General features: G+C 70.4%; 30 protein-coding genes. 21 read left to right on the top strand and 9 right to left on the bottom strand.

Features of this window, described 5'->3' with window-relative positions; genetic code table 11:
- Positions 1-169: 169 nt before the first annotated feature.
- The 16 genes from rplP (at position 170) to map (ending at position 8,523) form a co-directional block, all read left to right on the top strand.
- Positions 170-589, top strand: coding sequence for a 50S ribosomal protein L16 (rplP, locus tag QM638_RS03950; protein WP_415140636.1), 420 nt, complete (start codon positions 170-172; stop codon positions 587-589).
- Positions 589-831 carry a 50S ribosomal protein L29 gene (gene rpmC / locus QM638_RS03945; RefSeq protein ID WP_415140635.1) on the top strand — a complete coding sequence of 81 codons (243 nt, stop codon included), beginning with the start codon at positions 589-591 and terminating at the stop codon, positions 829-831. Before rplP ends, rpmC begins: the two co-directional genes overlap by 1 nt.
- A 1-nt stretch (position 832) precedes the next feature.
- Complete coding sequence (gene rpsQ / locus QM638_RS03940; protein ID WP_415140634.1) at positions 833-1,117, top strand: 30S ribosomal protein S17; 285 nt, start codon at positions 833-835, stop codon at positions 1,115-1,117.
- Between the two features lie 191 nt (positions 1,118-1,308).
- A complete protein-coding gene (rplN, locus tag QM638_RS03935) occupies positions 1,309-1,677 on the top strand; it encodes a 50S ribosomal protein L14 (RefSeq protein WP_415140633.1) in 369 nt (122 codons plus the stop codon).
- Positions 1,678-1,692: 15 nt separating this feature from the next.
- Positions 1,693-2,043: a 50S ribosomal protein L24 gene (rplX, locus tag QM638_RS03930; RefSeq protein WP_415140637.1), complete on the top strand. Its 351-nt coding sequence runs from the start codon at positions 1,693-1,695 to the stop codon at positions 2,041-2,043.
- A gap of 1 nt (position 2,044) precedes the next feature.
- Positions 2,045-2,614, top strand: a complete 570-nt coding sequence (gene rplE / locus QM638_RS03925) for a 50S ribosomal protein L5 (protein ID WP_415140632.1) — start codon at positions 2,045-2,047, stop codon at positions 2,612-2,614.
- Between the two features lie 70 nt (positions 2,615-2,684).
- Positions 2,685-2,870, top strand: a complete 186-nt coding sequence (locus QM638_RS03920) for a type Z 30S ribosomal protein S14 (RefSeq protein ID WP_008361020.1) — start codon at positions 2,685-2,687, stop codon at positions 2,868-2,870.
- Between the two features lie 143 nt (positions 2,871-3,013).
- The gene (gene rpsH, locus QM638_RS03915) at positions 3,014-3,421 is read left to right on the top strand and encodes a 30S ribosomal protein S8 (protein ID WP_415140631.1); all 408 of its coding nucleotides are present in this window, start codon (positions 3,014-3,016) and stop codon (positions 3,419-3,421) included.
- A 22-nt stretch (positions 3,422-3,443) separates the two neighbouring features.
- Positions 3,444-3,998 (top strand): 50S ribosomal protein L6, encoded by a 555-nt coding sequence (gene rplF, locus QM638_RS03910; protein ID WP_415140630.1) that lies wholly within the window; start codon positions 3,444-3,446, stop codon positions 3,996-3,998.
- 2 nt (positions 3,999-4,000) lie between these two features.
- Positions 4,001-4,384 carry a 50S ribosomal protein L18 gene (gene rplR, locus QM638_RS03905; RefSeq protein ID WP_415140629.1) on the top strand — a complete coding sequence of 128 codons (384 nt, stop codon included), beginning with the start codon at positions 4,001-4,003 and terminating at the stop codon, positions 4,382-4,384.
- A 36-nt stretch (positions 4,385-4,420) separates the two neighbouring features.
- Complete coding sequence (gene rpsE, locus QM638_RS03900) at positions 4,421-5,029, top strand: 30S ribosomal protein S5 (RefSeq protein ID WP_415140628.1); 609 nt, start codon at positions 4,421-4,423, stop codon at positions 5,027-5,029.
- Complete coding sequence (rpmD, locus tag QM638_RS03895) at positions 5,029-5,211, top strand: 50S ribosomal protein L30 (RefSeq protein WP_415140627.1); 183 nt, start codon at positions 5,029-5,031, stop codon at positions 5,209-5,211. The genes rpsE and rpmD overlap by 1 nt, the downstream gene beginning before the upstream one ends.
- Before the next feature lies 1 nt (position 5,212).
- Positions 5,213-5,653: a 50S ribosomal protein L15 gene (gene rplO, locus QM638_RS03890; protein ID WP_415140626.1), complete on the top strand. Its 441-nt coding sequence runs from the start codon at positions 5,213-5,215 to the stop codon at positions 5,651-5,653.
- Between the two features lie 160 nt (positions 5,654-5,813).
- Positions 5,814-7,124, top strand: a complete 1,311-nt coding sequence (secY, locus tag QM638_RS03885; RefSeq protein ID WP_415140625.1) for a preprotein translocase subunit SecY — start codon at positions 5,814-5,816, stop codon at positions 7,122-7,124.
- Positions 7,121-7,696 carry an adenylate kinase gene (locus QM638_RS03880; protein WP_415140624.1) on the top strand — a complete coding sequence of 192 codons (576 nt, stop codon included), beginning with the start codon at positions 7,121-7,123 and terminating at the stop codon, positions 7,694-7,696. Before secY ends, QM638_RS03880 begins: the two co-directional genes overlap by 4 nt.
- Before the next feature lie 8 nt (positions 7,697-7,704).
- On the top strand, positions 7,705-8,523 hold the full coding sequence (gene map, locus QM638_RS03875; protein WP_415140623.1) for a type I methionyl aminopeptidase: 819 nt from the start codon (positions 7,705-7,707) through the stop codon (positions 8,521-8,523).
- Positions 8,524-8,674: 151 nt separating this feature from the next.
- On the opposite strand, the gene QM638_RS03870 is transcribed toward map, so the two are convergent.
- The 9 genes from QM638_RS03870 to QM638_RS03830 form a co-directional block, all read right to left on the bottom strand.
- Positions 8,675-9,904: a hypothetical protein gene (locus QM638_RS03870; RefSeq protein ID WP_415140622.1), complete on the bottom strand. Its 1,230-nt coding sequence runs from the start codon at positions 9,902-9,904 to the stop codon at positions 8,675-8,677.
- A complete protein-coding gene (locus tag QM638_RS03865; protein WP_415140621.1) occupies positions 9,901-11,124 on the bottom strand; it encodes a hypothetical protein in 1,224 nt (407 codons plus the stop codon). Before QM638_RS03865 ends, QM638_RS03870 begins: the two co-directional genes overlap by 4 nt.
- Positions 11,121-11,627, bottom strand: coding sequence for a MarR family winged helix-turn-helix transcriptional regulator (locus QM638_RS03860; RefSeq protein WP_415140620.1), 507 nt, complete (start codon positions 11,625-11,627; stop codon positions 11,121-11,123). The genes QM638_RS03865 and QM638_RS03860 overlap by 4 nt, the downstream gene beginning before the upstream one ends.
- The gene (locus QM638_RS03855) at positions 11,624-12,001 is read right to left on the bottom strand and encodes a nuclear transport factor 2 family protein (protein WP_415140619.1); all 378 of its coding nucleotides are present in this window, start codon (positions 11,999-12,001) and stop codon (positions 11,624-11,626) included. Before QM638_RS03855 ends, QM638_RS03860 begins: the two co-directional genes overlap by 4 nt.
- Positions 11,998-12,864: a carbohydrate ABC transporter permease gene (locus QM638_RS03850; protein WP_415140618.1), complete on the bottom strand. Its 867-nt coding sequence runs from the start codon at positions 12,862-12,864 to the stop codon at positions 11,998-12,000. The genes QM638_RS03855 and QM638_RS03850 overlap by 4 nt, the downstream gene beginning before the upstream one ends.
- The gene (locus QM638_RS03845) at positions 12,861-13,796 is read right to left on the bottom strand and encodes a carbohydrate ABC transporter permease (protein ID WP_415140617.1); all 936 of its coding nucleotides are present in this window, start codon (positions 13,794-13,796) and stop codon (positions 12,861-12,863) included. The genes QM638_RS03850 and QM638_RS03845 overlap by 4 nt, the downstream gene beginning before the upstream one ends.
- Before the next feature lie 22 nt (positions 13,797-13,818).
- On the bottom strand, positions 13,819-15,138 hold the full coding sequence (locus tag QM638_RS03840; protein WP_415140616.1) for an ABC transporter substrate-binding protein: 1,320 nt from the start codon (positions 15,136-15,138) through the stop codon (positions 13,819-13,821).
- 211 nt (positions 15,139-15,349) lie between these two features.
- Positions 15,350-16,684, bottom strand: a complete 1,335-nt coding sequence (locus tag QM638_RS03835; RefSeq protein WP_415140615.1) for a hypothetical protein — start codon at positions 16,682-16,684, stop codon at positions 15,350-15,352.
- A 14-nt stretch (positions 16,685-16,698) separates the two neighbouring features.
- Entirely contained in the window at positions 16,699-18,093 is a 1,395-nt protein-coding gene (locus tag QM638_RS03830) for a hypothetical protein (protein WP_415140614.1), read from the bottom strand.
- Between the two features lie 330 nt (positions 18,094-18,423).
- Between QM638_RS03830 and QM638_RS03825 the strand changes: the two genes are divergently transcribed.
- The 5 genes from QM638_RS03825 to QM638_RS03805 all read left to right on the top strand — a co-directional run.
- A complete protein-coding gene (locus tag QM638_RS03825; RefSeq protein ID WP_415140613.1) occupies positions 18,424-19,179 on the top strand; it encodes an SDR family oxidoreductase in 756 nt (251 codons plus the stop codon).
- A complete protein-coding gene (locus tag QM638_RS03820) occupies positions 19,176-20,315 on the top strand; it encodes an isochorismate synthase (RefSeq protein WP_415140612.1) in 1,140 nt (379 codons plus the stop codon). The genes QM638_RS03825 and QM638_RS03820 overlap by 4 nt, the downstream gene beginning before the upstream one ends.
- Entirely contained in the window at positions 20,312-21,976 is a 1,665-nt protein-coding gene (locus QM638_RS03815) for a (2,3-dihydroxybenzoyl)adenylate synthase (protein ID WP_415140611.1), read from the top strand. Before QM638_RS03820 ends, QM638_RS03815 begins: the two co-directional genes overlap by 4 nt.
- Before the next feature lie 3 nt (positions 21,977-21,979).
- Complete coding sequence (locus tag QM638_RS03810) at positions 21,980-22,894, top strand: isochorismatase family protein (RefSeq protein ID WP_415140610.1); 915 nt, start codon at positions 21,980-21,982, stop codon at positions 22,892-22,894.
- Positions 22,891-25,685: amino acid adenylation domain-containing protein (locus QM638_RS03805; RefSeq protein ID WP_415140609.1), on the top strand; the 2,795-nt coding region annotated here is incomplete at its 3' end. The genes QM638_RS03810 and QM638_RS03805, both read left to right, overlap by 4 nt.

Raw genomic sequence — 25,685 nt, 5'->3', positions numbered from 1 at the left:
CGTTCCCGGCCGCAACGACCGTCGCGGTCGTGGCGACCGGCCGAACCGCGGCTCCCGCGGTGACCGGCCGAACCGCGCCGACCGCGCCGCGTCCGCCCCCACCGCCGAGACCCCGACGGCCGCCGCCCCCGAGGCCGCTGCCGTCGAGACCCCCCAGGAGGGCTGAGCCATGTTGATGCCCCGTCGTGTCAAGCACCGCAAGCAGCACCACCCCAAGCGCACCGGCGCGGCCAAGGGTGGCACCAAGCTGGCCTTCGGTGACTTCGGCATCCAGGCGATCGAGGGCCACTACGTGACCAACCGGCAGATCGAGTCGGCGCGTATCGCGATGACCCGTCACATCAAGCGTGGCGGCAAGGTGTGGATCAACATCTACCCCGACATCCCGCTGACCAAGAAGCCCGCCGAGACCCGGATGGGCTCCGGCAAGGGCTCCCCGGAGTGGTGGGTCGCCAACGTCAAGCCCGGTCGCGTCATGTTCGAGCTGTCCGGTGTCCCGGAGGACGTGGCCCGTGAGGCGATGCGCCGAGCGATCCACAAGCTCCCCATGAAGTGCCGTTTCATCACCCGAGAGGCCGGTGAGTTCTGATGGCGACCAACGCGATTCAGGCCCACGAACTGGACGAGCTCAACGCCGTCGACCTCGAGGCCAAGCTCCGCGAGGCCAAGGAGGAGCTCTTCAACCTGCGCTTCCAGGCGGCCACCGGCCAGCTGGAGAGCCACGGTCGGCTTCGTACGGTCAAGAAGGACATTGCCCGGATCTACACGGTGGTGCGCGAGCGCGAGCTCGGCATCCGCACCGCGCCGGGCGTCACCAACGAGGAGGCCTGAGATGGCTGAGAGCACCGCGAGCACCGAGGTGACCGAGCGCAACAGCCGCAAGGTCCGTGAGGGTCTCGTCGTCAGCGACAAGATGGAGAAGACCATCGTCGTCGAGGTCGAGGACCGCGTGAAGCACCCGCTGTACGGCAAGGTCATGCGCCGGACCAGCAAGCTCAAGGCGCACGACGAGCAGAACACCGCCGGCATCGGCGACCGCGTCCTGGTCATGGAGACCCGGCCGCTGTCCGCGACCAAGCGGTGGCGCCTCGTCGAGATCGTCGAGAAGGCCAAGTGAGCCAGCGGTGACCGAGGCTGCTCGTGTCACCCCGAGCGATGCGGGCCAGAGGCGCGCAGCGCGAGAAATTGACCTGGGGAAGCGGGCCCGGCGACCATAGGTAGCTGGGCCTCGCGCCCGCCCATCCCTATCAGTTCGGCAAGGCTCACCCGCCCCGGAGCGGGTGAGAACCGGCTCGACAAGGAGAAGTAATGATCCAGCAGGAGTCGCGACTCAAGGTCGCCGACAACACGGGTGCCAAGGAGATCCTCTGCATCCGTGTTCTCGGTGGCTCTGGTCGTCGCTACGCCGGCATCGGCGACGTCATCGTCGCCACCGTGAAGGACGCGATCCCCGGTGGCAACGTGAAGAAGGGTGACGTCGTCAAGGCCGTTGTGGTCCGTACCGTCAAGGAGCGCCGTCGTCCCGACGGCTCCTACATCCGTTTCGACGAGAACGCCGCCGTCATCCTCCGCAACGACGGTGAGCCGCGCGGCACGCGCATCTTCGGCCCGGTCGGGCGCGAGCTGCGCGACAAGCGGTTCATGAAGATCATCTCGCTCGCCCCGGAGGTGCTCTGAGCCATGGCGAACAGTCTGAACATCAAGAAGGGCGACAACGTCCGCGTCATCTCCGGCAAGGACAAGGGCGCCGAGGGCAAGGTCATCGCCGTCTTCCCCGACCGCCAGCGCGTGATCGTGGAGGGCGTCAACCGGGTCAAGAAGCACACCAAGGTCACCGACCAGGGTGGGCGGGCCGGGACCACCGGCGGCATCGTGACCACCGAGGCCGCCATCCACGTCTCCAACGTGATGCTGCTCGAGGACGGCACGCCGGTGCGGGTGGGCTACCGCCGCGACACCGTCACCAAGTCGCGACCCGACGGGTCGACGTACACCGCCGAGCGCAGCGTTCGCATCTCGCGCAAGACCGGTAAGGAAATCTGACATGACCGAGACCGCAACCGAGGTCCCGACGCCGCGCCTGAAGGTGAAGTACCGCCAGGAGATCGCGCCCGCGCTCCAGGCCGAGTTCGCCATCGGCAACGTCATGGAGATTCCCGGCCTGACCAAGATCGTGGTCAACATGGGCGTGGGCGAGGCCGCTCGCGACTCCAAGCTGATCGACGGCGCCGTGCGCGACCTCACCGCCATCACCGGCCAGAAGCCGCTGGTCACCCGGGCGAGGAAGTCGATCGCGCAGTTCAAGCTGCGCGAGGGCATGCCGATCGGTGCGCACACCACGCTGCGCGGCGACCGGATGTGGGAGTTCCTGGACCGGCTGCTCTCCCTGGCCCTGCCCCGGATCCGCGACTTCCGCGGCCTGAGCCCGAAGCAGTTCGACGGTCGTGGCAACTACACCTTCGGTCTCACCGAGCAGGTCATGTTCCACGAGATCGACCAGGACAAGATCGACCGTTCGCGAGGCATGGACATCACCCTCGTGACCACCGCCACCACCGACGACCAGGGACGCGCGCTGCTCAAGGCGCTCGGGTTCCCGTTCGCGGAGCGCTGAGTTCCGATGACAAGCCGCAATCGAGAAGCCTGCGCGGAGCGGACCGTCCGGCGCAGCGAGGAGAACTGAGATGGCGAAGACCGCGCTCAAGGTCAAGGCCGCGCGCAAGCCGAAGTACGCCGTGCGGGCCTACACGCGCTGCCAGCGCTGTGGCCGTCCGAAGGCCGTGTTCCGCAAGTTCGGCCTGTGCCGGATCTGCCTGCGGGAGATGGCCCACCGCGGCGAGCTCCCCGGCGTGACCAAGTCCTCCTGGTGACCGCCTCCCGGATCTCCGGGAGCCGGGCGCCGCACCTGATCCGGACGGACCAGGTCACGGCCGCCAGGATATGAAACCTCATAGAGCTGAAGGTCCAGCCGGACCGATGTCCGGTGGAAACCACAGCAGAAGGAACACACCTCATGACGATGACTGACCCGATCGCAGACATGCTCACCCGTCTGCGCAACGCCAACCAGGCGTACCACGACGCGGTGTCGATGCCTTACAGCAAGCTCAAGGCCGGCGTCGCGGAGATCCTCCAGCAGGAGGGGTACATCACCTCCTACGAGGTCGCCGACCCCACCGAGGGCCAGGTCGGCAAGACGCTGACCATCACCCTGAAGTACGGCCGCAACCGGGAGCGCTCGATCGCCGGCGTACGCCGCATCAGCAAGCCCGGTCTGCGGGTGTACGCCAAGCACACCGGTCTGCCGAGGGTGCTCGGCGGCCTGGGCGTGGCGATCATCTCCACCAGCCAGGGTCTGCTGACCGACCGACAGGCCAACCAGAAGGGCGTAGGTGGGGAAGTCCTCGCCTACGTCTGGTGACGAGCGAGAGGAGCGTAGAGACATGTCGCGTATTGGCAAGCTCCCGGTGCCGGTTCCGGCCGGCGTCGACGTCACCATCGACGGCGCCCAGGTGACGGTGAAGGGTCCCAAGGGCACGCTGTCGCACACCGTGGCCGCCCCGATCACCGTCGAGAAGGCGCAGGACGACGATGGCCGCGGCGTCCTGGACGTCAAGCGTCCCGACGACGAGCGGCGCAGCAAGGCGCTGCACGGTCTGTCCCGCACCCTGATCAACAACATGGTCATCGGGGTCACGGAGGGCTATGAGAAGAAGCTCGAGATCGTCGGTGTCGGCTACCGGGTCCTGTCCAAGGGCCCGACCACGCTGGAGTTCCAGCTCGGCTACAGCCACCCGATCACCTTCGACGCCCCCGACGGGATCACCTTCACCACCGACGGCCCGACCAAGCTCGGTGTCGTCGGCATCGACAAGCAGCAGGTCGGCGAGGTCGCGGCGAACATCCGCAAGCTCCGCAAGCCCGAGCCGTACAAGGGCAAGGGCGTCCGTTACGCCGGCGAGAACATCCGCCGCAAGGTCGGAAAGGCTGGTAAGTGACGATGGCGATCTCACTGTCCGACAACAAGCACACCGCGTCCCGTACCCGGTCCCGGCTGCGTCGTCAGCTGCGGGGCCGCAAGAAGATCTCCGGTACGGCGGATCGTCCCCGTCTGGTGATCACCCGCTCCGCCAAGCACATCACCGCCCAGGTCGTCGACGACCTGGTCGGCAAGACGCTGGTCTCGGCCTCGACCATCGAGGCCGACCTGCGCGGCGGCGAGGGCGACAAGACCGCCAAGGCCAAGCGGGTCGGCGAGCTCGTCGCCGAGCGCGCCAAGGCCGCGGGGGTGTCCCAGGTGGTCTTCGACCGCGCCGGAAACAAGTTCCACGGCCGGGTCGCGGCGCTCGCACAGGGCGCCCGCGACGGCGGTCTGGCCTTCTGATCGCAAGAGCAGCACGAGAGAGTAGAGGAAAGTCTGATGAGCGGAGCCCAGCGCGGAGCGCGCGGTGGCGAGCGCCGTGGACGCGACGATCGTCGCAACCAGGGTGCGGACAAGACCGCCTACATCGAGCGCGTCGTTGCGATCAACCGTGTCGCGAAGGTCGTGAAGGGTGGTCGTCGCTTCAGCTTCACCGCCCTCGTGATCGTCGGCGACGGTGAAGGTCTGGTCGGCGTCGGCTACGGCAAGGCGAAGGAAGTTCCCGCGGCGATCGCCAAGGGTGTCGAGGAGGCGAAGAAGCACTTCTTCCGCGTCCCCCGCATCCAGGGCACCATCCCGCACCCGGTCCAGGGGGAGAAGGCCGCCGGCGTGGTGCTGCTGCGTCCGGCCGCCCCCGGTACCGGTGTGATCGCCGGCGGCCCGGTGCGCGCCGTGCTGGAGTGCGCCGGCATCCACGACGTGCTGAGCAAGTCGCTCGGCTCGTCCAACCAGATCAACATCGTGCACGCGACCGTCGAGGCGCTGCGCCAGCTCGAGCAGCCCGAGGCCGTGGCGGCCCGCCGCGGCCTGCCGGTCGAGGACGTCGCCCCGTCGGCCCTGCTCAAGTCGCGTGCCGAGGCGTCGCCCGCTGAGGAGGTCTCGGTCTGATGGCACAGCTCAAGGTCCAGCAGAAGAAGGGCCTCGTCGGACTGAAGCGCAACCAGCGCGAGACGCTGCGCTCGCTCGGGCTCAAGCGCATCGGCGACGTGGTCGTCAAGGAGGACCGCCCGGAGATCCGCGGCATGGTCCAGACCGTCCGTCACCTGGTGACGGTCGAGGAGGTCGACTGACATGACGCTCAAGCTGCACCACCTGCGTCCCGCCCCGGGAGCCAAGACCGCCAAGACCCGCGTGGGTCGCGGTGAGGGCTCCAAGGGGAAGACCGCCGGTCGCGGTACCAAGGGCACCAAGGCCCGCTACCAGGTGCCGGTCGGCTTCGAGGGCGGCCAGATGCCGATCCACATGCGGCTGCCGAAGCTGCGTGGCTTCAAGAACCCGTTCAAGGTCGAGTTCCAGGTGGTCAACCTGGACAAGCTCGGTCAGCTCTTCCCGGACGGTGGCGCCGTCGGGGTCGACGACCTGGTCGCCAAGGGCGCGGTCCGCAAGGGTCAGCCGGTGAAGGTTCTCGGCACCGGTGAGATCGCGGTCAAGGTCGAGGTCAGCGCCCACGCCTTCTCCGCCTCGGCGAAGGAGAAGATCGAGGCTGCCGGTGGGACCGTCACGGTCCTCTGAACCGCGTATGGCGAGGTCGAGCGCGGACGGAGTGGCCCCTGTGGGGCGGCCCGTCCGCGCTTCTGCTTCATCCGGCCTGTTAGGCTGCACCGGGTTTTGCGTGGGCACGCCGAGCTCGGTGTCCTGCACTGCGATCTGACTGTCGAAAGAGGAACATTTCGTGCTTGGCGCGTTCGCTTCCGCATTCCGGACTCCGGACCTGCGACGCAAGCTGCTGTTCGTCCTGCTGATCATCGTGATCTTCCGGGCGGGCTCCCAGATCCCGGCACCTGGGGTCAACGTCTCGAACGTGCAGTCCTGCATCGACGTGGTGAAGACCGGAGACAGTCAGGGGCTCTACAACCTGGTCAACCTCTTCTCCGGTGGCGCACTGCTCAAGCTCACCATCTTCGCGTTGGGCATCATGCCCTACATCACGGCGAGCATCATCCTGCAGCTGCTGGTGGTGGTCATCCCGCGGCTGGAGGCGCTCAAGCAGGAGGGCCAGTCCGGCCAGACCAAGATCACCCAGTACACCCGCTATCTGACGCTCGGCCTCGCCGTGCTGCAGGCGACCGGCATCGTCGCTCTCGCGCGGTCCAAGAACCTGCTGCAGGGCTGCGACAAGGACCTGCTGCACAGCAACGGCACCGGCACCTTCCTGGTGATGGTGGTGACGATGACCGCCGGCACCGCGGTCATCATGTGGCTCGGCGAGCTCATCACCGAGCGCGGCATCGGCAACGGCATGTCGATCCTGATCTTCACCCAGGTGGTCGCCACCTTCCCCTCGGCGCTGTGGTCGGTCAAGACCGACCGCGGCTGGTGGACCTTCGGGATCGTGATGATCGTCGGCCTGGCGATCGTGGCCGCCGTCATCTTCATCGAGCAGGCGCAGCGCCGGATCCCGGTGCAGTACGCCCGCCGGATGGTCGGGCGCCGGATGTTCGGCGGCAGCTCGACGTACATCCCGCTCAAGGTGAACCAGGCCGGCGTCATCCCGGTCATCTTCGCCAGCTCGCTGCTCTACCTGCCGGCGATGGCCGCTCAGTTCCAGCAGAACTCGACGAACCCGCCCGGCTGGGTCGACTGGGTGAACACCTACTTCGTCAAGGGCGACCATCCGCTCTACATGGCGGTCTTCTTCCTGCTCATCGTCTTCTTCACCTACTTCTACGTCTCGATCACCTTCAACCCCCACGAGGTGTCGGACAACATGAAGAAGTACGGCGGCTTCATCCCCGGGATCCGGGCGGGCAAGCCGACCGAGGACTATCTGTCCTACGTCTTGTCCCGCATCACGCTGCCCGGCTCGCTCTACCTCGGTCTGATCGCGTTGATCCCGCTGATCGCGCTCGCGTTGATCAACGCCAACCAGAACTTCCCCTTCGGCGGTACCTCGATCCTGATCATGGTCGGTGTCGCTCTCGACACGGTGAAGCAGATCGAGAGCCAGCTGCAGCAGCGTCACTACGAAGGGTTCCTACGTTGAGGCTGATCATCATGGGTCCGCCGGGTGCCGGCAAGGGCACGCAGGCGAGGTTTATCGCAGAGCACTTCGGGATCCCCGCGATCTCGACGGGCGACATCTTTCGCGCCAACGTCTCCCAGGGCACGCCGCTGGGAGTCGAGGCGAAGAAGTACATGGACGCCGGGGAGTACGTGCCCGACGAGGTGACCAACCTGATGGTCCGCAACCGGATCGACGAGGACGACGCCGTCTCCGGCTTCCTGCTCGACGGCTATCCCCGGACCCTCGCTCAGGTCGAGGAGCTGGACGGGATGATCAACTTCACCGGCCACCGGCTCGATGCGGTGGTGGTGCTCACCGTGGACCAGGACGAGATCGTCCAGCGGCTGCTGCAGCGGGCCGAGGTCGAGGGCCGTGCGGACGACACCGAGGACGTCGTCCGGCGTCGCCAGGAGGTCTACCTGGAGCAGACCTCGCCGCTGATCGAGGTCTACAAGAGCCGCGACCTGGTGCACGAGGTGGACGGCATGGGTGAGGTCGACGAGGTCACCGCCCGGATCTTCGCGGCGCTCGACGTCGTGCCGCAGAGCTAGCCTGCCCGATGGGGCTGTGGCACCGCGGCGTCGAGATCAAGACGCCCGAGCAGATTAAGGCGATGCGCCGGGCCGGTCTGGTCGTCGGCGAGACCCTCGCGGAGCTGCGCGACGCGGTGCGCCCCGGAATGACGACGGCCGACCTCGATGCGATCGCGGCCGACGCCATCCGCTCCCGGGGCGCGACCCCGTCCTTCCTGGGCTACCACGGCTTCCCGGCCTCGATCTGTGCCTCGGTGGACGAGGTGATCGTGCACGGCATCCCGGGGGACCGGGTGCTGGCCGACGGCGACATCATCTCGATCGACTGTGGCGCGATCGTGGACGGCTGGCACGGCGACTCGGCGATCACGGTGGCGCTCGGCGAGGTCCCCGAGCAGGTGACCGAGCTGCTCCGGGTCACCGAGGAGGCGATGTGGCGCGGGATCGCGGCCGCGCACCTGGGCGGCCGGGTCACCGACATCTCCCATGCGGTGGAGGCCTTTGTCCGGGGCCAGGGCTCCTACGGCATCGTCGAGGAGTACGTCGGGCACGGGATCGGCTCCGCGATGCACCAGCCGCCGAACGTGCCCAACTACGGTCGCCCGGGTCGTGGTCCGAAGCTGGTTCGCGGGCTCGCGCTGGCGGTGGAGCCGATGATCACGCTGGGCAGTCCGGACAACGAGGTGCTCGAGGACGACTGGACGGTGGTCACCACCGACGGCAGCTGGGCCGCCCACTTCGAGCACACCTTCGCCCTGACCTCCGAGGGACTGTGGGTGCTGACCGCCCTGGACGGCGGCGAGGAGGCGCTGGCGCGCCTCGGTGCGCCGTACGGCGGACGCTAGCCCGCCTGCCCGGGGCTGCTCGGGGCTGCTCGGGTCCTCGTCGGTCGAGCGCGTCCCTCCCGAGCGCGATCTCGACAGCTTCCTGGGGTCTCGACACTCACTGGCGCTCGCTACTCGGCCAACGACGGCTCGACCAGCGGATGCGGCCTGTCTAGGACAGGACGTGACCCAGCTCGGCCACCAGCAGCTCGGCGGCGCCGCGGCCGTAGCGCGAGTTCATCGCGGCGTACGTGCGGCGGTCGTAGCCGGCGGCGTCCGCCAGGTACTTCGCCGCGCCGTCGGCCATCGTGGTCACCATCAGGGGCGTCGCCGCCGCGGTGCGGAGCTGCGCGCCGGTGGTGACGGTCAGCTCGGCCTGGGTGCCGACCACCGTGACCGGCCCGAGCTCGAGGACCAGGTAGGGGAGCGTCGTGCGTCCCGAGGAGACGAAGCGATGGTGCCGGTCGGGGTGCAGGTCGTCGAGCGAGCGCGGCGGCACCTGCGCCGGTACGTCGACGTAGCCGCGCCGCAACAGCCATCGGCGCGGCGGGTCGTCGGGCCGGATCTCGGTCCGGGTGCGGAGCACCTCGGCGGTGAGCCGCCCGGCGAGCAGGTCGAGCAGCTCCTGGCCGGAGTCGGCCGAGGCGCTGGGCGCGGAGAACACCGGAGCCTGGTCGGCGGCGGTCCCGGTGAGCCACAGTGCGACGGCGCCGGGAGATCCGGCCTCGACCCCGGCGGCGACCGCCCCGGCCAGGTCGCCGCTGACGCGCCGGGAGCCGTCCGGAGCACGTGTCCGGGCGAGGACCGAGGACTGCACCGCGCAGCAGACCACCACCGCGATGGTGGCCCCGTCGGCATCGGTCACCGCCAGCACCCCCACGTCCGGGTCCACCGGCCCCCGCGGATCCGCGCCCAGCCACCATCCCGCCGGGGTCTCCACGTCCCGGTTCACCGCGATCGGGCATCGCCCGGCCGCGTACCCCAGCCGGGCGGGGCGGAGGTCGCCGGCGGCGCGCGCGCCGGCCTCCCGGGTGGCCGCCAGCAGCGAGTCGGCCAGCCGCTGCGCCCGGACCCGCGTCTGGGCGGCGTTGTCCGCCGCCGGGTGGCTCGCGGTGAAGGCGTGCGGTGCGCAGAAGGTGTGGCTGGCCCAGATCACCGTCTCCTGGGCACCGGTGATCGCCGCGAGCTCGGCCTTCAGCAGGGCCAGGGTCTCGGGGAACAGCGAGGTCAGCTCCACCACGGCGAGGGCGAGCCGGGCGGCGCCGTCGTCGAGCACCAGCACGCGGACGTGGAGCGGCCCGGCGACGGTGAAGCCGTCCAGGGGCAGCACCGCGGACAGGTCGATCGCCGCCCGGGCCGCCTGCGCGCGCAGCCGGGGCACAGCGAGGGACGCGGCGGTCATCGCAGCCGGGCCAGCAGGGCGGCCACCCCGCGCGGGATCCCGGCCTCGAGGTGCCCGGGCTGGATCGGCGTACCGCGGGCGGTGAAGGTGCCGCAGGAGAAGGCACGCTCGTCGGCGAGATAGCCGACGCGTTCGTTGCCCATCGAGACCACCAGGGTGTGCCGGAGCCCGGAGGCGGCTCGGATGCGGTGCCCGGTCACGGTCGGCACCTCGCCGCCGACGCCGGCGAGGACGACCTCGCCGAGCCGCAGCACGGTGAGTCGTACGCCGACGTCGGGCACGTCGTCCTGATGCATGTCGGCGGGCAGGTCGACGCCACGCTTGATCGGGTAGCGCAGCACCGTCTCGGCGCCGGCGAGGCTCACCTCGGTGTGCCGGTCGTCGATGCCGGCGAGCACCCGGACCGCCTCGGCGCCGACCATCAACCCCTGGGCGTCGCAGGCCCGGAACGCCTCGCCGGCGTCCGCACCCGGCCGGGCGGAGAACTCGTAGGAGACCCGTGGGGCCTGGTCGGCCAGGGCGCCGGCCGTCCAGAAGGTGGCGACCCCGGCACCGACCTGCTGCTCGACGTACCGGGTGGCGACACCGGCGAGGTCGGCACCGAGCTGGCGGGTGCCCAGCGTGACGGTGGGGTGCACCGCATAGTTCAGCACGACGGCCAGCGGGTGGCCGTGCTCGGACTCGATCGCGACCACGCTCAGGGTCTTGTCGCTCGGCCCGTCCGGGTCGTGTCCCAGCACCCACCGCCCGTCGACCAGCTGGTCGCGGTTGACGTTGACGTCGACCCGGCCGCGGGCCACCCCCAGCCGAGCCGGACGGAGCTGGCGCTCGGCCTCCCGGACCGCGTCGAGGACCGCGGCGAACACCGTCTCGGTGTAGCCGAGCGACTCCGCGCTCGCGGCCCGACCGAGCCCACCGGACGGCGTCTCGCCGACCCGGGGCGCATTGTGGCTGTGGCTCGGCGCGAGCAGGATCTGGTTGGCGGGGATGCCGACCTCGCGCTCGATCCGGGCGCGCAGCTCGGTGGTGACGCCGACCTCGAGCAGGTCGAGGGCGACCAGCGCGAGCCGGGTGACGCCGTCGTCGAGGACCAGGGCGCGCAGGCCGAGCGGATCGTGCACCGCGGTGAAGTCGCCGCCGCCCATCGGGTTCAGGCCGATCAGGGACGCCGGAGTGATGTCGCGGGTGGCGACGCCGGCCCGCAGACCGAGCGGGCTCATCGGGAGGCCGCTTCCAGACGGCGCAGCAGCTGCCGCAGCGCCGGCACCGCGCCGGTGACCGCATCCCGCTCGGCCGGTGCCAGCTCGGTGAGTGCGTCGCGCAGCACCTCGGCACGGTCGTGCCGGAAGGTCTCCAGCACCCGGCGTCCACGCTCGGTGGGGGAGACGATGACCGACCGGGCGTCCGTCGCCGAGCGCGTCCGCTCGACCAGGCCGTCGGCGACCAGCGCCTTGAGCAGGTTGCTCACCGTCGGGCGGGACAGGTGCAGCTCGTCGGCCAGATGCGCCGGCGCCATCGGGCCGGAGGCGACCAGCTTGCGCAGGATGGACACCTGGGACTCCACCGCCGGCATCTCCTGGGCGGCCCGGGTGACTCGCACCAGGGTGCGCCACATCGCGGGCACGATGTGGGCGAGCTGCTCGATCGGATCCGCCGACGGAGCCGGGAGCGGCTCCTCCTCCCGGGCGAGATAGGCGTCGGTGTTCGGTTCGAGAGCGCTCATGCTGTCTCCATGGGTGCCGATTGGAACGAGATGAGTCGTGGCGTGGCGTCCGGTCCGGGCGCCCAGACGGCCGTGCAGCGGGTGTAGGAGGAGTGCGGCTCACCGGCCAACAGCATCCGGGCGCGCTGACGGTAGATGAAGACCGCCGCGTCGCCCACCGAGACGTCCGCCTCGTCCTCGAACTCCAGGCTCTGGTAGCGCACGTCGCCGGCCGCCACCTTGGCCGCCATCGAGGCTCCGTTGTCGATGAAGCCCGAGGAGTGCACGTAGACGCAGGACGGATGCATGACCTCGGTCAGCGTGGTCGCGTCGCCGGTCAGCATCGCCTGGCGCCGACGAGCCTCCAGGGCCTCGATCCGGGCGGGTGCGTTCATCCGGTCACACCTCCGTCGGTGAGGCCGGAGAGCACCCGGCGCTGCAACACGATGTAGGCCACCAACAGCGGCAGGCTGGTCAGCACCACGTGCGCGAAGACCAGATTCCAGCTGACGTTGTTCACCGACGCGGAGGCGAACTGGTACAGCGAGAGCGGCAGGGTGGCGGCGCCCTCGCCGCGCAACAGGAAGAGCGCGAAGAGGAAGTCGTTCCACACGTTGATCACCAGCATCACCGCCGCGGTGAACAGCACCGGGGAGAGCAACGGCAGGATGACGCTCCAGTAGATCCGCCACTTGCTCGCACCGTCGAGCTGCGCGGCCTCCTCGTAGTCGTCGGGCAGCGCCCGGATGTAGCCGGTGGTGAGGAAGACCACGACCCCCAGCCGGGTGCCGACCAGGGTCAGCAGGTAGCCCAGGTGAGTGCCCTGGATGCCGAGCTGGGTGAGCACCCACACGGTCGGGATGATCGCCGGCGGCAGGATGATCGAGACCGAGGTGGCGTAGTAGGCGAAGCGCAGTCCACGCGAGGACGACCTGGCATAGGCCCAGGCCGCCATCGTGCCGAGCAGGATGACCGCGAGGATGACCGGGACGGTGATGATCAGGCTGTTGACCAGCGAGGTCAGGTAGTGGCCCTGGTCGATCACGGTGCGGTAGTTGTCGATCACGTGCCAGCTGGTGGGCCACGACAGGCTCGGCGTGCTCGCCTCGCCCTGGGACTTGAACGAGTTCACCACCAGGATCCACAGCGGCAGCACCACCCAGGGCAGGGCGAAGAGGGTCAGGGCGGCGTACGTCGGCCAGGGCCGGCGCCGCCGCCGTCGGGGGCGCAGCGGTCGGGTGAGCGGGGCGGTGGTCACATCCGTACCTCTCGTCGGCGCAGCCACGCGATGAGCGGGACCGCGGTGATGATCACGAGCAGGGTGATGACCAGGCTCAGCGCGCTGGCCGTGCCGAACAGACCCTGACCGTATTGCTCGTAGACGGCGGCGTTGAGCACCCGCGTCGCGTTGCCCGGTCCACCCCCGGTGGTCGCGAAGATGACGTCGAGGGCGCTGAACGCGCCGACCAGGGTGATCACCAGGTTGAAGGTGAAGGCCGGCGCGAGCAACGGGAACTCGATGCGCCAGAACCGCAGCCAGGCTCCGGCGCCGTCCAGGGTCGCCGCCTCGACCACCGTGCGCGGGATCCGGTTGAGGCCGGCGATGTAGATCAGGGTGACCAGCCCGCTCCACTTCCAGGCGTCGATCGTGGCCACGCACAGCAATGCGCTGGTGTCGTGGCCGAGCCAGGCGTAGTCGAAGCCCGGCTTGACCCACCCGATGACGGCGTTGAGCGCGCCGTTCGAGCGCAGCACCCCGGCCCAGATGTAGCCGGCGGCCAGCGGCGACATCAGCACCGGCACGAAGAAGACCGACCGGAAGACGGTGTTGACCCGGTTGGTGCTCTGCAGCGCCTTCGCCAGGACCAGTCCGACGCCGTTCTGCACCGCCATCGAGACCACCGCGTAGCCCACGGTGACCAGGGTGGCGTGCCCGATCACGCCGAGCTCGAACATCAACCGGAAGTTGTCGAGTCCGTTCCAGCTGATCACGTCGCTGTAGCCGGTCCACTGGGTGAAGGAGAACCCGGCGTTGGCGAGGAACGGCAGGAAGAAGAAGACGCTGACCAGGACGATCGCCGGTGCGGCGAACGCCAGTCGATACCAGGCTCGCCGTGGCCGGCTCCGCATCGGGGCGGAGGTCTCCCGATGCGGAGCCGGAGCGCTGGTGGCCATGGGCGTTGCGGTCACGACGGCACCTTCGATCCGGGGCTCAGTTGCCGGCCGCGGCATTGGCCTGCTTGAAGTAGGCCTGCATCTTCTTGGCCACCTCGGCCGGGCTCTCCTGGCCGGCCAGCAGCGAGTCCGACTCGTTGCCGTACTGGCTGAACCCCGGGATGGCGGAGTTGATGGTCAGGGTCGCGCCGTCCAGGGCGTCGTCCACGTCCTGCCACAGGCCCTGCAGCTTCGGCGTGGTGGCGGTGTCGATGGTCGGGATGGAGCCGGCGTCGTCGATGTAGTCCTGATAGCCCTTGCCGGTGGCGAACTCGATGAAGTCCAGCGCGGCGCGCTGCTTCTCGGTGTCTCCGGTCTTCGGCACGTAGTAGGTCCCCAGCGCGCTGGGCGCGTAGTTCGCCACCGCCGAGGTGGCCGAGACCGGGGCGAAGCCGACGGCGGGGTCGACCTTGTCGGTGTCGCCGTTCGCGTCGGAGTCGAGCAGGCTGATGCTGTCGGTGTTCTGAGCGATGAAGGCGGCGTCGCCGTTCAGGACCGCCTTGACGCCGTCCTCCCAGGTCGCGGTGGTGGCGTCGGAGTTGAAGCAGCCGCTCTTCTTCAGGTCGAGGTAGGCCTGCATCGCCTTGATGAACGGCCCGTCGGTGTCGGTGAGGGCGGCGGAGCCGTCCTTGATCGCATCCGTGTAGGCGCCGTCGACGTTGCTCTCGGCCATGTAGTCGAACGCGCTGAGGATCTGCGGTGGCCACCCCGAGCCACCCGTCTCGTAGAGCGGGGTCACGTTCGGCATCGACGTCGTCAACGCCTGGCAGTCCGCCGCCAGGTCGGCGTACGACGTCGGGACCGAGAGGCCGGCCTTCTTGAGCACCGCCTTGTTGTAGAAGATGCCGTAGACCGAGACCGGTCCCAGGGTGGCGGCGTAGGTGTGGCCGTCGATGTTGCCCGAGACCTGTGCGATGTCACCGGAGTGCTGCACGAAGTCCATGTCGGAGAGATCGAGGGTGTTCTGGGCGACGTTGAGGGCGAGTGCGTCGGTCTGGTTGCCGTGCCACTCCAACAGGTCCGGCCGGTCGCCGGTGGCCCACTTCTGCTGGACCGTCATCGGGAAGGTGTCCGAGGGGATGTCGACGAGCTTGATGGTGTTCCCGGAGTACTTCTCGTACGCCTTGTACAGGTCGAGCAGCGCCTGGGTGTCCGCGGTGTTGTGCCACAGCGTCAGGGTGACGCCGGTGGGCGCTGAGCCGGAGGTGTCGGCCGAGGACGACGAGGTCGACGACATCCCGCTGCCGCAGGCAGTCATGGTCAGTCCGAGAGCGAGGACGCCGGCGGCGAGTCCGGTCCGGCGGGTGATCTTGGGCATGGCTTCCTCCACGAGGGCTGATGTGGTGGCAGTCACACTATCGTTTTGTGGCAAAACTGTTTTGTCGAAAAACGAAACCTTTGATTGCTTGACCTTGGTACAGCGGGCTCACGAGGTGTCCTCGAGTGGACGTGGCCCGTGATCGCGAGAATCACGGGCCACGTCGCGAGCAGGAGAGTCCGGGTGGTCCAGGGGCTCTCCCGACGCCCGCTCAGAGCCGTTGACGCATGATCCAGTCCCGGACCCCGGGGATCGAGTAGGCCACCTTCCAGGTGCCGGTGTGCTCGCTGCCACCGGAGGTGTCGGTGGTGACCGTGCCCGGCGTGAACGAGGCGTAGTTGACGCTCGTCCCGGCCCGCTCCATCGCCCGTACGTCGGCCGCGAACTCGCGCTGGGAGGCGCCGCCGTCCCAGGTGGCGGTGGTGACCTCGGTGCCGGCCGCCTCGATCACCGCGGTGATCTCGTTCTCGCCGGGGTAGGCCTTGGTGTCGCCCTGGGAGACCACGATCCACAGGTTCTTGCCCGCCAGCGGCTCGGCCTGGTCGGCCGGCCACTGGCCGGCGACGATGTAGGCCGCGGCGAACAGGTTCGGATGGGCGATGTTCATCCCGAGCGACAGCATCGCGCCCATCGACTGGCCGGTGGTGTAGATCCGGCTGCGGTCCACGCCGTAGCGGCTCACCACGTCCTCGAGCATGCGGAGGGCGGTGTCGAAGAGGTTCATCGGCTCGTAGTCGTCGTCCACCACGATGGCACCGAAGTCCGGCGCGAGCACGAACGCCGGGTGCTTGGCCTGGTCGCGCGGACTCGCCCAGCAGATCGCGCCGAGCCCCTGCGCCAGCGGCGCCTTGACCCCGGAGTTGACCTCGCCCGCGTCGTGCATGAACAGCACCAGCGGATACCTCGCGCCCTTGCGGTAGCCCTGGGGGACGAACAGGTTGTACGGCAGCGACTGGCCGTTGACCGGATCGGAGTAGGTGAACTGCTTGAAGTCGTCGAAGATCGGGTTGATCGAGCCGTCGGTGGTCCGTTCGGTGCTCTCGGCCGGGTAGCGGGTGCCGTCGACCGCCTGGACCGCGAGCGCCTGGACCACGGTGGCCGAGGGCTCCAGCACGCTGCCGGCCGGGGTGGTGTCGCCGACGGTCGGCATCCCGCCGCCACCGTTCGACGCCGCGACGAAGAGCGCGGCCGCGTCGTCGTCCAGGGAGAGCTCCACGATCGCGTACCTGCCGTTGCTCGGGTGATCGGTGACCTCCGGGCGGTGGTGGGCGTAGACCTTGGTGACGGTGCGGTCGACCACCGTGAAGGTGTCGACGCTCAGCCGGGCGGACCGGATCGGCCGGTCGTACTCGACCGCGACGGCGATCAGCTTCTGGCCGTCGCCGTACACCTCGGTGAGCGCGGTGATCGACCGGATTCCCGCCGAGCGATGCCTGGTCGTCCCGACGCTCGGCGCCGCCGAGGCGGACCCGGCGCCGAGTCCGGCCGCCACCACGCCGGCGCCGGCGGTGGCAGCCGCGCTGGTGAGCAATGTTCTTCTGTCCATCGGAGTCTCCTGGCTCAGTGCAGCTTGTTGAGGAGGTGGTCGAGTCGCTTGGCGACCTTCTCGGCGTTGCCGGGGACGTGCCTGCCGTCGACGGCCTCGTAGGTGACGTGCGCGAAGTTCCACCGGTCGGCCATGTTCTTGTCGCCGCCCTCGAACATCGACGCCACGAAGGTGTGCTTGAACGGCGAGCCGTGCTTGACCTTCAGCGTGGTCGAGGTGGACAGCTCCGGGGACACCCCGGCGATGGCCCCCTCGCCGATCCGCAGCAGCCACAGCGGGATGTCGGCGGTGTCGGTGGCGGTGAAGTCGTAGCTGGTCGTCGGCGCGTCCGGATGGCCGTTCGCCATCACCGGGAGGTTGATGGTGGCGGTCAGCGCCGACACGGTCGCGTCCTTGCTCGGCGTGATCGTCTCGCTGACCCGCACGATCTCGGTGCCCAGCCGCTCGCCCTGCACGGTGAGCAGCAGCCAGCCGTCGTCCTGGGCGTCGACCTCGCTCCAGTTGCCGTCGATGTCGACCACGCCGCGCTTGGTGCGGAAGGCGGGCGACTGGTCGCCGGTGGCGCCGGCGATGAACAGCGAGACGACCTCGCCGTCGTAGGCGTCCTCGACATGGCTCATCGCGGCGCCGGCCAGGTCCGGCGTGATCGGCAGGTCGCCGTTGGCCATCGTCGACTCCATCATCACCGAGGACTGGACGTTGTAGTTGACCAGCAGCGCGATCGGGTTCCCGTCGGTGTCCTCGAAGCGGGCCACGCCGACCGTCTTGTCGCTGGGCAGCGATTCGTTGGTGCCCAACCAGTAGCCGGCGTTGGTCTCCACGTTGCGATTGACGTTGACGTCGCAGGTGCCGGCGCCGTAGCCGACCTTGGCGGTCTGCAGTCCGGCGACGGCGTCGTCGGTGGCGCTGGTCGCCGCGGCGAGGATCGCGTCGATCCACGCCTGCGGGCTGGTGTCGAAGACATGCGGGGCCGAGAAGGTGTGGGTGACGGTGACGATGATGTTGGCCGAGGGTACGCCGGCCTTGTCGGTGATCACCGAGCGGATGCTGGCGATCGCGCTGGCGCTGATCGAGGTCAGGTCCAGGACCACGATCGCGGTCTTGGTCGACCCGTTCTGGGCGAGCAGTACCCGGACGTACAGATCGTCGTGGACGGTGGTGAAGCCGTCGGAGGTCGGCAGCAGCGAGTCGGCGATGCCGATCGCCGACTTTCCGGCGCCCACCGTCAACGTGCCCGTTCCGTTCTTGCCCGGCTTGGTGGCCGTCTTCTTCGCGGTGACCGCGGTGGGCGTGGCGGCCTCGGCCTGCGACGTCGCGCCGAGCGAGGCGGCTCCGGCGATCGCTGCTGCTCCACCGAGCAGCACGGACCGGCGCTGCACGCCATGCCCGTCGATGTTCTGATTCGTCATCGGAATTCCTATCGGTGTGGGGTGACGGACGGCCCGCCTCGACCCCGGCGCAGCCGACCCGGGACCACCCTGTTCATGACGGTCGTCACACTCAACCGGCAATTCCGAAAAGTTAGACTTCCAATTCCTCACCTTTCGATTTCCTATGAGAAATAGTTTTGACAAACAAACTGAATTCTCGATCCCCTGGGAGTGGCCCGCCGGGCTCAGGGTCCGGCTCGGGGACTGGTGCCCGGAGTGAGGGGCCGGGCGAGTCCGGGCGCGGGTCTGGGAGCACTGTGGCGCAGGCCCCATTGCCAGAGTAGGTAAGGCTTCCCTTAGTATCATCACATGATTGTCATCGTGACGGGAGCGGCCTCCGGGATCGGCCGAGCCATCGCGCTCCGACTCGCTGAGGAAGGCGGCGCACTGGCCCTCTTCGACAACGACCGCGAGGGCCTGGAGATGGTGGCCAAACAGGCCGCGGAGACGGGCGCGTCCCGGGTGCTGACCCGCCCGGTCGACGTTGCCTCGGCGGACGGTGTGGAGGTCGCGTTCGCGGCCGCCGAACGCGATCTCGGTACGCCGGACGCGCTCGTCTGTGCGGCCGGGATCCTCGCTCCGGGCGGTCTCGCCGAGACCACCGAGGAGGACTGGAACCGTCATCTGAGCGTCAACGCGGGGGGTGTCTTCCACTGCCTGCAGGCCGGCGCCCGACGGCTGCGGGACCGCGGTGCCGTGGTGGTGGTGAGCTCGAACGCGGCCCGGGTGCCACGCACCGGCATGATCGCGTACACCGCCTCGAAGGCGGCCGCCTCCGCCGTGACCCGCGCGGCGGGTCTCGAGCTCGCCGCCCGCGGGATCCGCTGCAACGTGATCGAGCCGGGGTCGACCGACACCCCCATGCAACGCGACCTGTGGCCGGACGCCGAGGCCGGCCGGATCGCCGCGGTGCACGGGGATCCGGGGAGCTACCGGCTGGGCATCCCGCTCGGCCGGATCGCCGATCCGGCCGATGTCGCGGAGGTGGCCTGCTTCCTGCTCTCCGATGCCGCACGGCACGTCACGCTGCAACAGCTCTACGTCGACGGGGGCGCGTCGCTATGACCACACTCGTGCACGACCTGGACGCGGCGACCGCGACCGCTCCACCGCTGATCTTCACCGGCGAGGCCGGGTTCGTCGCCGCCGGCCTGCGCGAGACCCGCACGGTCAGCGCGGCCGACGCCATCTGGGCGGACAGCCTGGTCGCCGACCTCGGCGCCGGCGAGCGGGCGCTCGTCTCGCTCTCGTTCACGCCCGAGGGACCGGCGATCGCCCATCGGGTGATGGCCCGACCGGCGGATGCATCGGTCGAGGTGAGCATCGGGACGGTCGAGACCGCGCGGATCGGCCGTGGCGTGCACCGGGTGACCGAGCTGCCCACCTCGGCGGCGTACGCCGGACGGGTCCGGTCGGCGCTCGAGCTGATCGACGCCGGCCTGCTGAGCAAGGTCGTCCTCGGCCGCTGGCTCGAGATCGAGTCCAGCCCCGCACTGCGGGCCGAGGAGCTGATCGGGCGACTGCTCGCCAGCGGAGCGGGCCGCTACACCTTCGCCCTCCCGCTCGGCAGCGACGCCGGGTCGCCGGTGCTGCTCGGCGCCAGTCCGGAACTGCTGGTGCGCCGCACCGGACGGTCGGTGGCCAGCACCCCGCTGGCCGGCTCGGTGCCTCGGACGAGCGACCCGGCCGAGGACCGGGCGGCCGCGGAGCGCCTGCTCTGCTCGGCCAAGGACCTGGCCGAGCACGCGTTCGTGGTCGATCAGATCGTCGGTGCGCTGCGCTCGGTGTCGAGCGAGGTCAGCGCACCGCAGCGACCCGAGTTGCTCGCCACCGACACCCTGTGGCACCTGGCCACGCCGATCCGGGCCCGGCTCGCGCCCGGTGTCGACCTGTCCGCGCTCCATCTGGCGCAGCTGCTCCAGCCCACGCCGGCGGTGGGCGGAGTGCCGACCGCCGCGGCCTTGGAGACCATCGCCCGGCTCGAGGGCCCGCGCGGCCCGCTGACCGGGGCGGTCGGCTGGGTGGATGGACGTGGCGACGGCGAGTTCGCGGTCACCATCCGGGCCGGCGTGCTCGACGGAGAGCGGTTGCGGATCTACGCCGGAGCCGGGATCGTCGCCGCCTCCGAGCCGGACGCCGAGGTGCGCGAGACCGCCGCCAAGCTCGCCACCATGGCCCGCGTCGTCGGGGTGGGCCGATGAGGTCGGCCGCGCTCGACCATCCGCGCCCCCCGGTCGCCGACCAGGAGCGCTACCGCCGGCTCGGATACTGGCTGCCGGAGACCTTCGGCGACTTCGTCGCCGAGCGCACCACCCGGTTCGCCGGCAACACCGCGCTGATCGCCCCCGGCATCGACGGGACCGAGATCCGCTGGACCTACGCGGAGCTGGCCGACCAGGCCGAGCGGTCGGCGGGACGACTCCTCGCCGCCGGTGTCACCCCGTGGGACCGGGTGCTGCTGAGCCTGCCCAACGTCGCCGAGTACCTCGGCGTGCTGCTCGGCTGCTTCCGTCTCGGTGCGGTGCCGATCTTCGCCCTGCCGACCCATCGGGAGGCGGAGCTGGCCCAGTTCTGTGCGATAGCCGACCCGGCGGCCTGGGTGCACGCCGCCGAGGACGATCTGCTCGACGCGGTCGCCGACCGGGCGGGTGAGCTCGGGGTGGAGCCGCCGGCCGCGATCGACGTACGGACCTGGCCCGCCGACCGTGCCGCCCGTGCCGGGCGCCCGCCCGCGTTGCCGCTCGCGGCGACCACCCCCGCCGACCTGGCGTTCCTGCAGCTCTCCGGTGGCACGACCGGGATCTCCAAGCTGATCCCGCGGGCGGCCGAGGAGTATCTCTACTCGGTGCGTGCCTCCGCCGAGATCTGCGGTCTCGACGCCAGCACGGTGATGTTGGTGGTGCTGCCGGCCGCGCACAACTTCCCGTTGAGCTCGCCGGGCATCCTGGGCACGCTGCACGTCGGCGGCACCATCGTGTTCGCCCCCGACCCGAGCCCGCGCACCGCGTTCGGGCTGATCGAGTCCGAGCGAGTCACCGACGTGGCGCTGGTGCCGCCACTGGCCCAGGCGTGGATCTCCGCGGCTCGGCGCCGTCGCCCCGATCTCTCCAGCCTGCGCACCGTGCAGGTCGGTGGAGCCCGGCTCAGCGACGTCGTGGCGGCCGAGGTCCGACCGGTCCTGCACGGCCGCCTGCAGCAGGTCTTCGGAATGGCCGAGGGTCTGGTCAACTACACCCGGCACGACGATCCCGACGACCTGGTGCGCACCACCCAGGGACGCCCGATCAGCGCCGAGGACGAGATCCGGATCGTCGACCGGGCCGATCGCGACGTACCCGAGGGTGAGATCGGGGCGCTGTTGACCCGCGGCCCCTACACCATTCGCGGCTACTACGGCGCCCCGTCCTGGACCGCCGCGGTCAACGACTCCTCCTTCACCGCCGACGGCTACTACCGCACCGGTGACCTGGTGCGGCGACTCCCGTCCGGACACCTCGTGGTCACCGGACGGGAGAAGGACCAGATCAACCGCGCCGGCGAGAAGGTCGCCACCGAGGAGATCGAGGGGCCGCTGCTGGCGCACCCGGCCGTCCTCGACGCGGTGGCGGTCGGGGTGCCCGACCACTATCTCGGCGAGCGGATCTGCGTGGTGATCCGCACCGAGCCCGATGCCCCGCGTCCCACCGATCTCGGCCGGCACCTGCGTGCCGCGGGACTGGCCGAGCACAAGATCCCGGACTCCTTCGAGTACCTCGAGGAGTTCCCGGTCACCGGCGTCGGCAAGAACAGCCGGCGCGAGCTGCGACGGGTGCTCGCCGCGCAGCTGGGTGACCGTACCGCCTCTGCCACAGCTGGGAGCTGAGCCATGACCCTGCCGAGTCTGATCGACTACGAACCGCCGACGCCGCCGCATCGGGAGCTGCCCGAGGCGAAGGCGGAATGGGTCCTCGACCCATCCCGCGCCGCGGTCCTGGTGCACGACATGCAGCGCTACTTCGTCCGGGTCTTCGACCCCTGCTCGCCCGCCCTGACCCGGGCGGTCGAGCGCATCGGTGCCGTCCTGGCGGCGGCGCGTGCGGCCGGGGTGCCGGTGCTCTACACCGCGCAGACCGGCGAGCACCTCGACCGCGGTCTGCAGGGTGAGCTGTGGGGTCCGGGGATGTCGCCCGTGCCCGAGCACACCGAGATCCTTCCCGAGCTCGCGCCACGACCGGGGGAGACGGTGCTGGACAAGCGGCGCTACAGCGCGTTCGCGCGCACCGACCTGGGCGAGCGGCTGGCGGCGGCCGGCCGGGATCAGCTGGTGCTCACCGGCGTCTACGCCCACATCGGCGTCACCGCCACCGCCTTCGACGGCTTCTGCCGTGACGTGCGGCCGTTCCTGGTCGCCGATGCGGTGGCCGACCTCAGCATCGACAAGCACGCGCACGCGCTCGAGGTGGTGGCCGGCTGCTGCGGCGTGGTGACATCGGCCGACCGGGTGATCACCGCCCTGGCCCCCGCCGCTCCCGTTGCTGCCGTCTCGGGGCCCGGCGACCCGACGCGAGGCTGGAGTGAGGTGGTCCTGGGGTCGCTGACCAGGCTGCTCGGCGACGAGGCGGTCGCCGGCGCGCAGGCCGATCCGGGCGCCGACCTGTTCGCCCTCGGCCTCAACTCGCTGCAGGCCTTCGACCTGCTCGACGACCTCGCCGATGCCGGCGTCGACCTCGACTTCGGGGACTTCACCCGTCACGCCAACCTGGAGTACCTGCTCGCCCAGGGCGCGGTGCCGGCCCGGTGAGCGACCGGATGCAGGATCCGGCCGGCGACCTCGGTGCGTTGACCTGGCGGCCGCTCTCGGCCGCTCAGCGGGGGCTCTTCTTCGCCCACCAGCTCGCGCCGCAGAACCCCTGCTACACCACCGCCGAGGTGGTCGAGTTCGACGGGCCGGTCGATCCCGGCCGACTCGGCGCCGCGGTGCGTGCCGCCTACGCCGAGTTCGAGCAGCTCCGCGCGGTCTACCGGCTCACCGACGACGGGCCCCGACAGGCGGTCACCGAGCGGTACGCCGAGCTGTGGACGGTCGAGGTCGCCGACCCGGCCGCGGCCGAGCGCTGGCTGCGCACCGACCTGGCCGAGCCGATGGACCTGGCGACGCCGCCGGTGCGCACCGCACTGCTCCGGCTGCCGGACGGACGCTGCTGGTGGTACCACGCCGCACACCACGTGGTGCTCGATGGGTACGGCGCCCAGCAGCTGCTGCGCCGGGTGGCGCAGCTCTACACCGACCTCCGTCCGGGCCCCGACGCCGGCCCACCGGGCGTGCCGCCGGCGGGTGTGACCGGGTCGGCCGGTGCGACGAGGACCACGCCGAGCCTGGGCGACGTACTCGATGCCGAGCCGCGCGACCCCGACGGCGAGATCGCCTGGCGGTCCCGGCTGGCGCGGATGAGCGGCACCGCCGCGCTGGCCGGCCGGGTGGCCGACCCGGCCCCGGCAGCGGTCAAGCGCGTCCTGGAGCTCGACGACAAGCAGCAGCGCATCCTCGCCGACGGGGCCGCGCGGCTCGGTGTGGGCTGGCCGGACCTGCTCATCGCCGCGGTCGGGGGCTACCTGGCCCGGATGGCCGGCCTGCCGCGGGTGCGGATCGGACTGCCGTTGATGAACAGGTCGGTGCCCGGCGTGGGCGCGTTGCCCTCGGCGCACACCGTGTGCACCGCGATGAACGTGCTCCCCGCGGTGGTGCCGGCCGACGGCACCGTCGGTGACGCGCTGGCCGCGGTGGCCGCCGAGCAGGAGGCACTGCGGGCCCATCCGTTCACCCGGCAGGAGGAGCTCGCCCGGGAGCTGCGGCGTCGCGACCCCGGTGCTCAGCTCTTCGGCGCCCAGGTGAACCTGATCCCGTTCGACCTCGAGCTGCGGCTGGGCGCCGCCACCGGGATGGTCCGCAACCTGGTCGCCGGCCCGGTCGAGGACCTGACCGTCGCGGTGCGGGGCACTCCCGGGCGGCGCGGTCGCGCCGTGCGGCTGGAGATCGACGCCAATCCGAGGCTGTACCCGGTCGCCGAGGTCGAGCTGCACCTGCGCCGGCTCGCCGCCTGGCTGGACGGTTACGCCGGCGCCGACCGCGACACCTCGGTCGGCCGGCTCCCGCTGCTCACCGACGCCGAGCGGCGACTGGTCACCGAGGGATTCAACGACACCGCGCTGACGCGCCCGACCCGCACGCTCGGTCAGCGGTTCGCCGCCCAGGCCGCACGCACCCCGGACGCCCCGGCGCTGGTCTTCGCCGGCCGGACCCGGAGCTATGCCGACCTGTACGCCGCCGCCGCCCGGATCGCCACCGGGCTGCGCGACCGCGGCATCGGCCCCGGCCGCGTGGTCGGCGTCCGGTTGCCGCGCGGCTTCGAGCTCTACGAGGCGGTCCACGGCATCGCACTGGCCGGCGCGATCTATCTGCCGCTCGATCCGGACCTCCCGGAGGCCCGGATCGAGGGCATGCTCGAGGATGCCGGGGCGGCGTTCGTGATCGACGACGACACCCTCGCGGCCCTGGCGGTGCACCCGAGCCAGGACGAGGGCGGAGACGAGGGCGGATCGCACGCCGGCGTCCGGGCGGAGGCGGGCTCCGACCAGGACGGCGACCAGACCGCCTACCTGCTGTTCACCTCCGGCTCCACCGGTCGCCCCAAGGGCGTCCTGGTCGGCCAGGCGGCGATCGACAACCGCCTCGACTGGATGCAGCGGCAGCTGCCGATCGGCGCCGGCGACCGGGTGCTGCACAAGACGCCCATCTCCTTCGACGTCTCGGTCTGGGAGCTCTTCTGGCCGTTGCAGGTCGGTGCCTGCGTGGTGATCGCCGAGCCCGGTGCCCACCGCGACCCGCGGGCGATCGCCGAGCTGATCGCCGAGCACGAGGTGAGCACGCTGCACTTCGTGCCGTCCATGCTGCGCGCCTTCCTCGCCGACCGCGTCGCCCGTGCCCGGGTGGCGGACGCGTCGGTGCGCCACCTGATCACCAGCGGCGAGGCGCTCACCCCCGACCTGGTCGCCGGCGGCGCCGAGGTGTTCGGCGTCGGGATCACCAACCTCTACGGTCCGACCGAGGCGGCCATCGACGTCACCTGCTGGGAGTGCGTGCCGGGCGAGGACCAGGTGCCGATCGGGCGACCCATCCAGAACACCAGCTGCTTCGTGCTCGATCCGGACGGCCAGCCGGTCCCGATCGGCGTGGCCGGCGAGCTCTGGCTGGGCGGCGTACAGCTGGCCGAGGGGTACGCCGGCCGACCGGACCTGACCGCCGAGCGCTTCTGCTCCACCCGGTTCGGCCGCCTCTACCGCACCGGGGATCTGGCCTGCTGGCGGCCGGACGGTGCGCTGCGCTATCTCGGTCGGCTCGACGACCAGGTCAAGATCCGGGGTCAACGGGTGGAGCTGGGCGAGATCGAAGCCGTCTTCTCCGCACCCGCGCAGACCACCGGGGTCGCCGCCGATGCGGTCGGCGACCGGCTGGTGGTCTGGTTCGTACCCGCCGCCGGCGTCTCGGCCGCCGAGGCCGCGGCCGCGCTGCGCGCTCACGCCGCCGACCGGCT

It is taken from the genome of Nocardioides sp. (genome assembly GCF_047606145.1).
Lineage (GTDB): Bacteria > Actinomycetota > Actinomycetes > Propionibacteriales > Nocardioidaceae > Nocardioides.
This window is presented reverse-complemented; position numbering and strand designations above follow the sequence as displayed.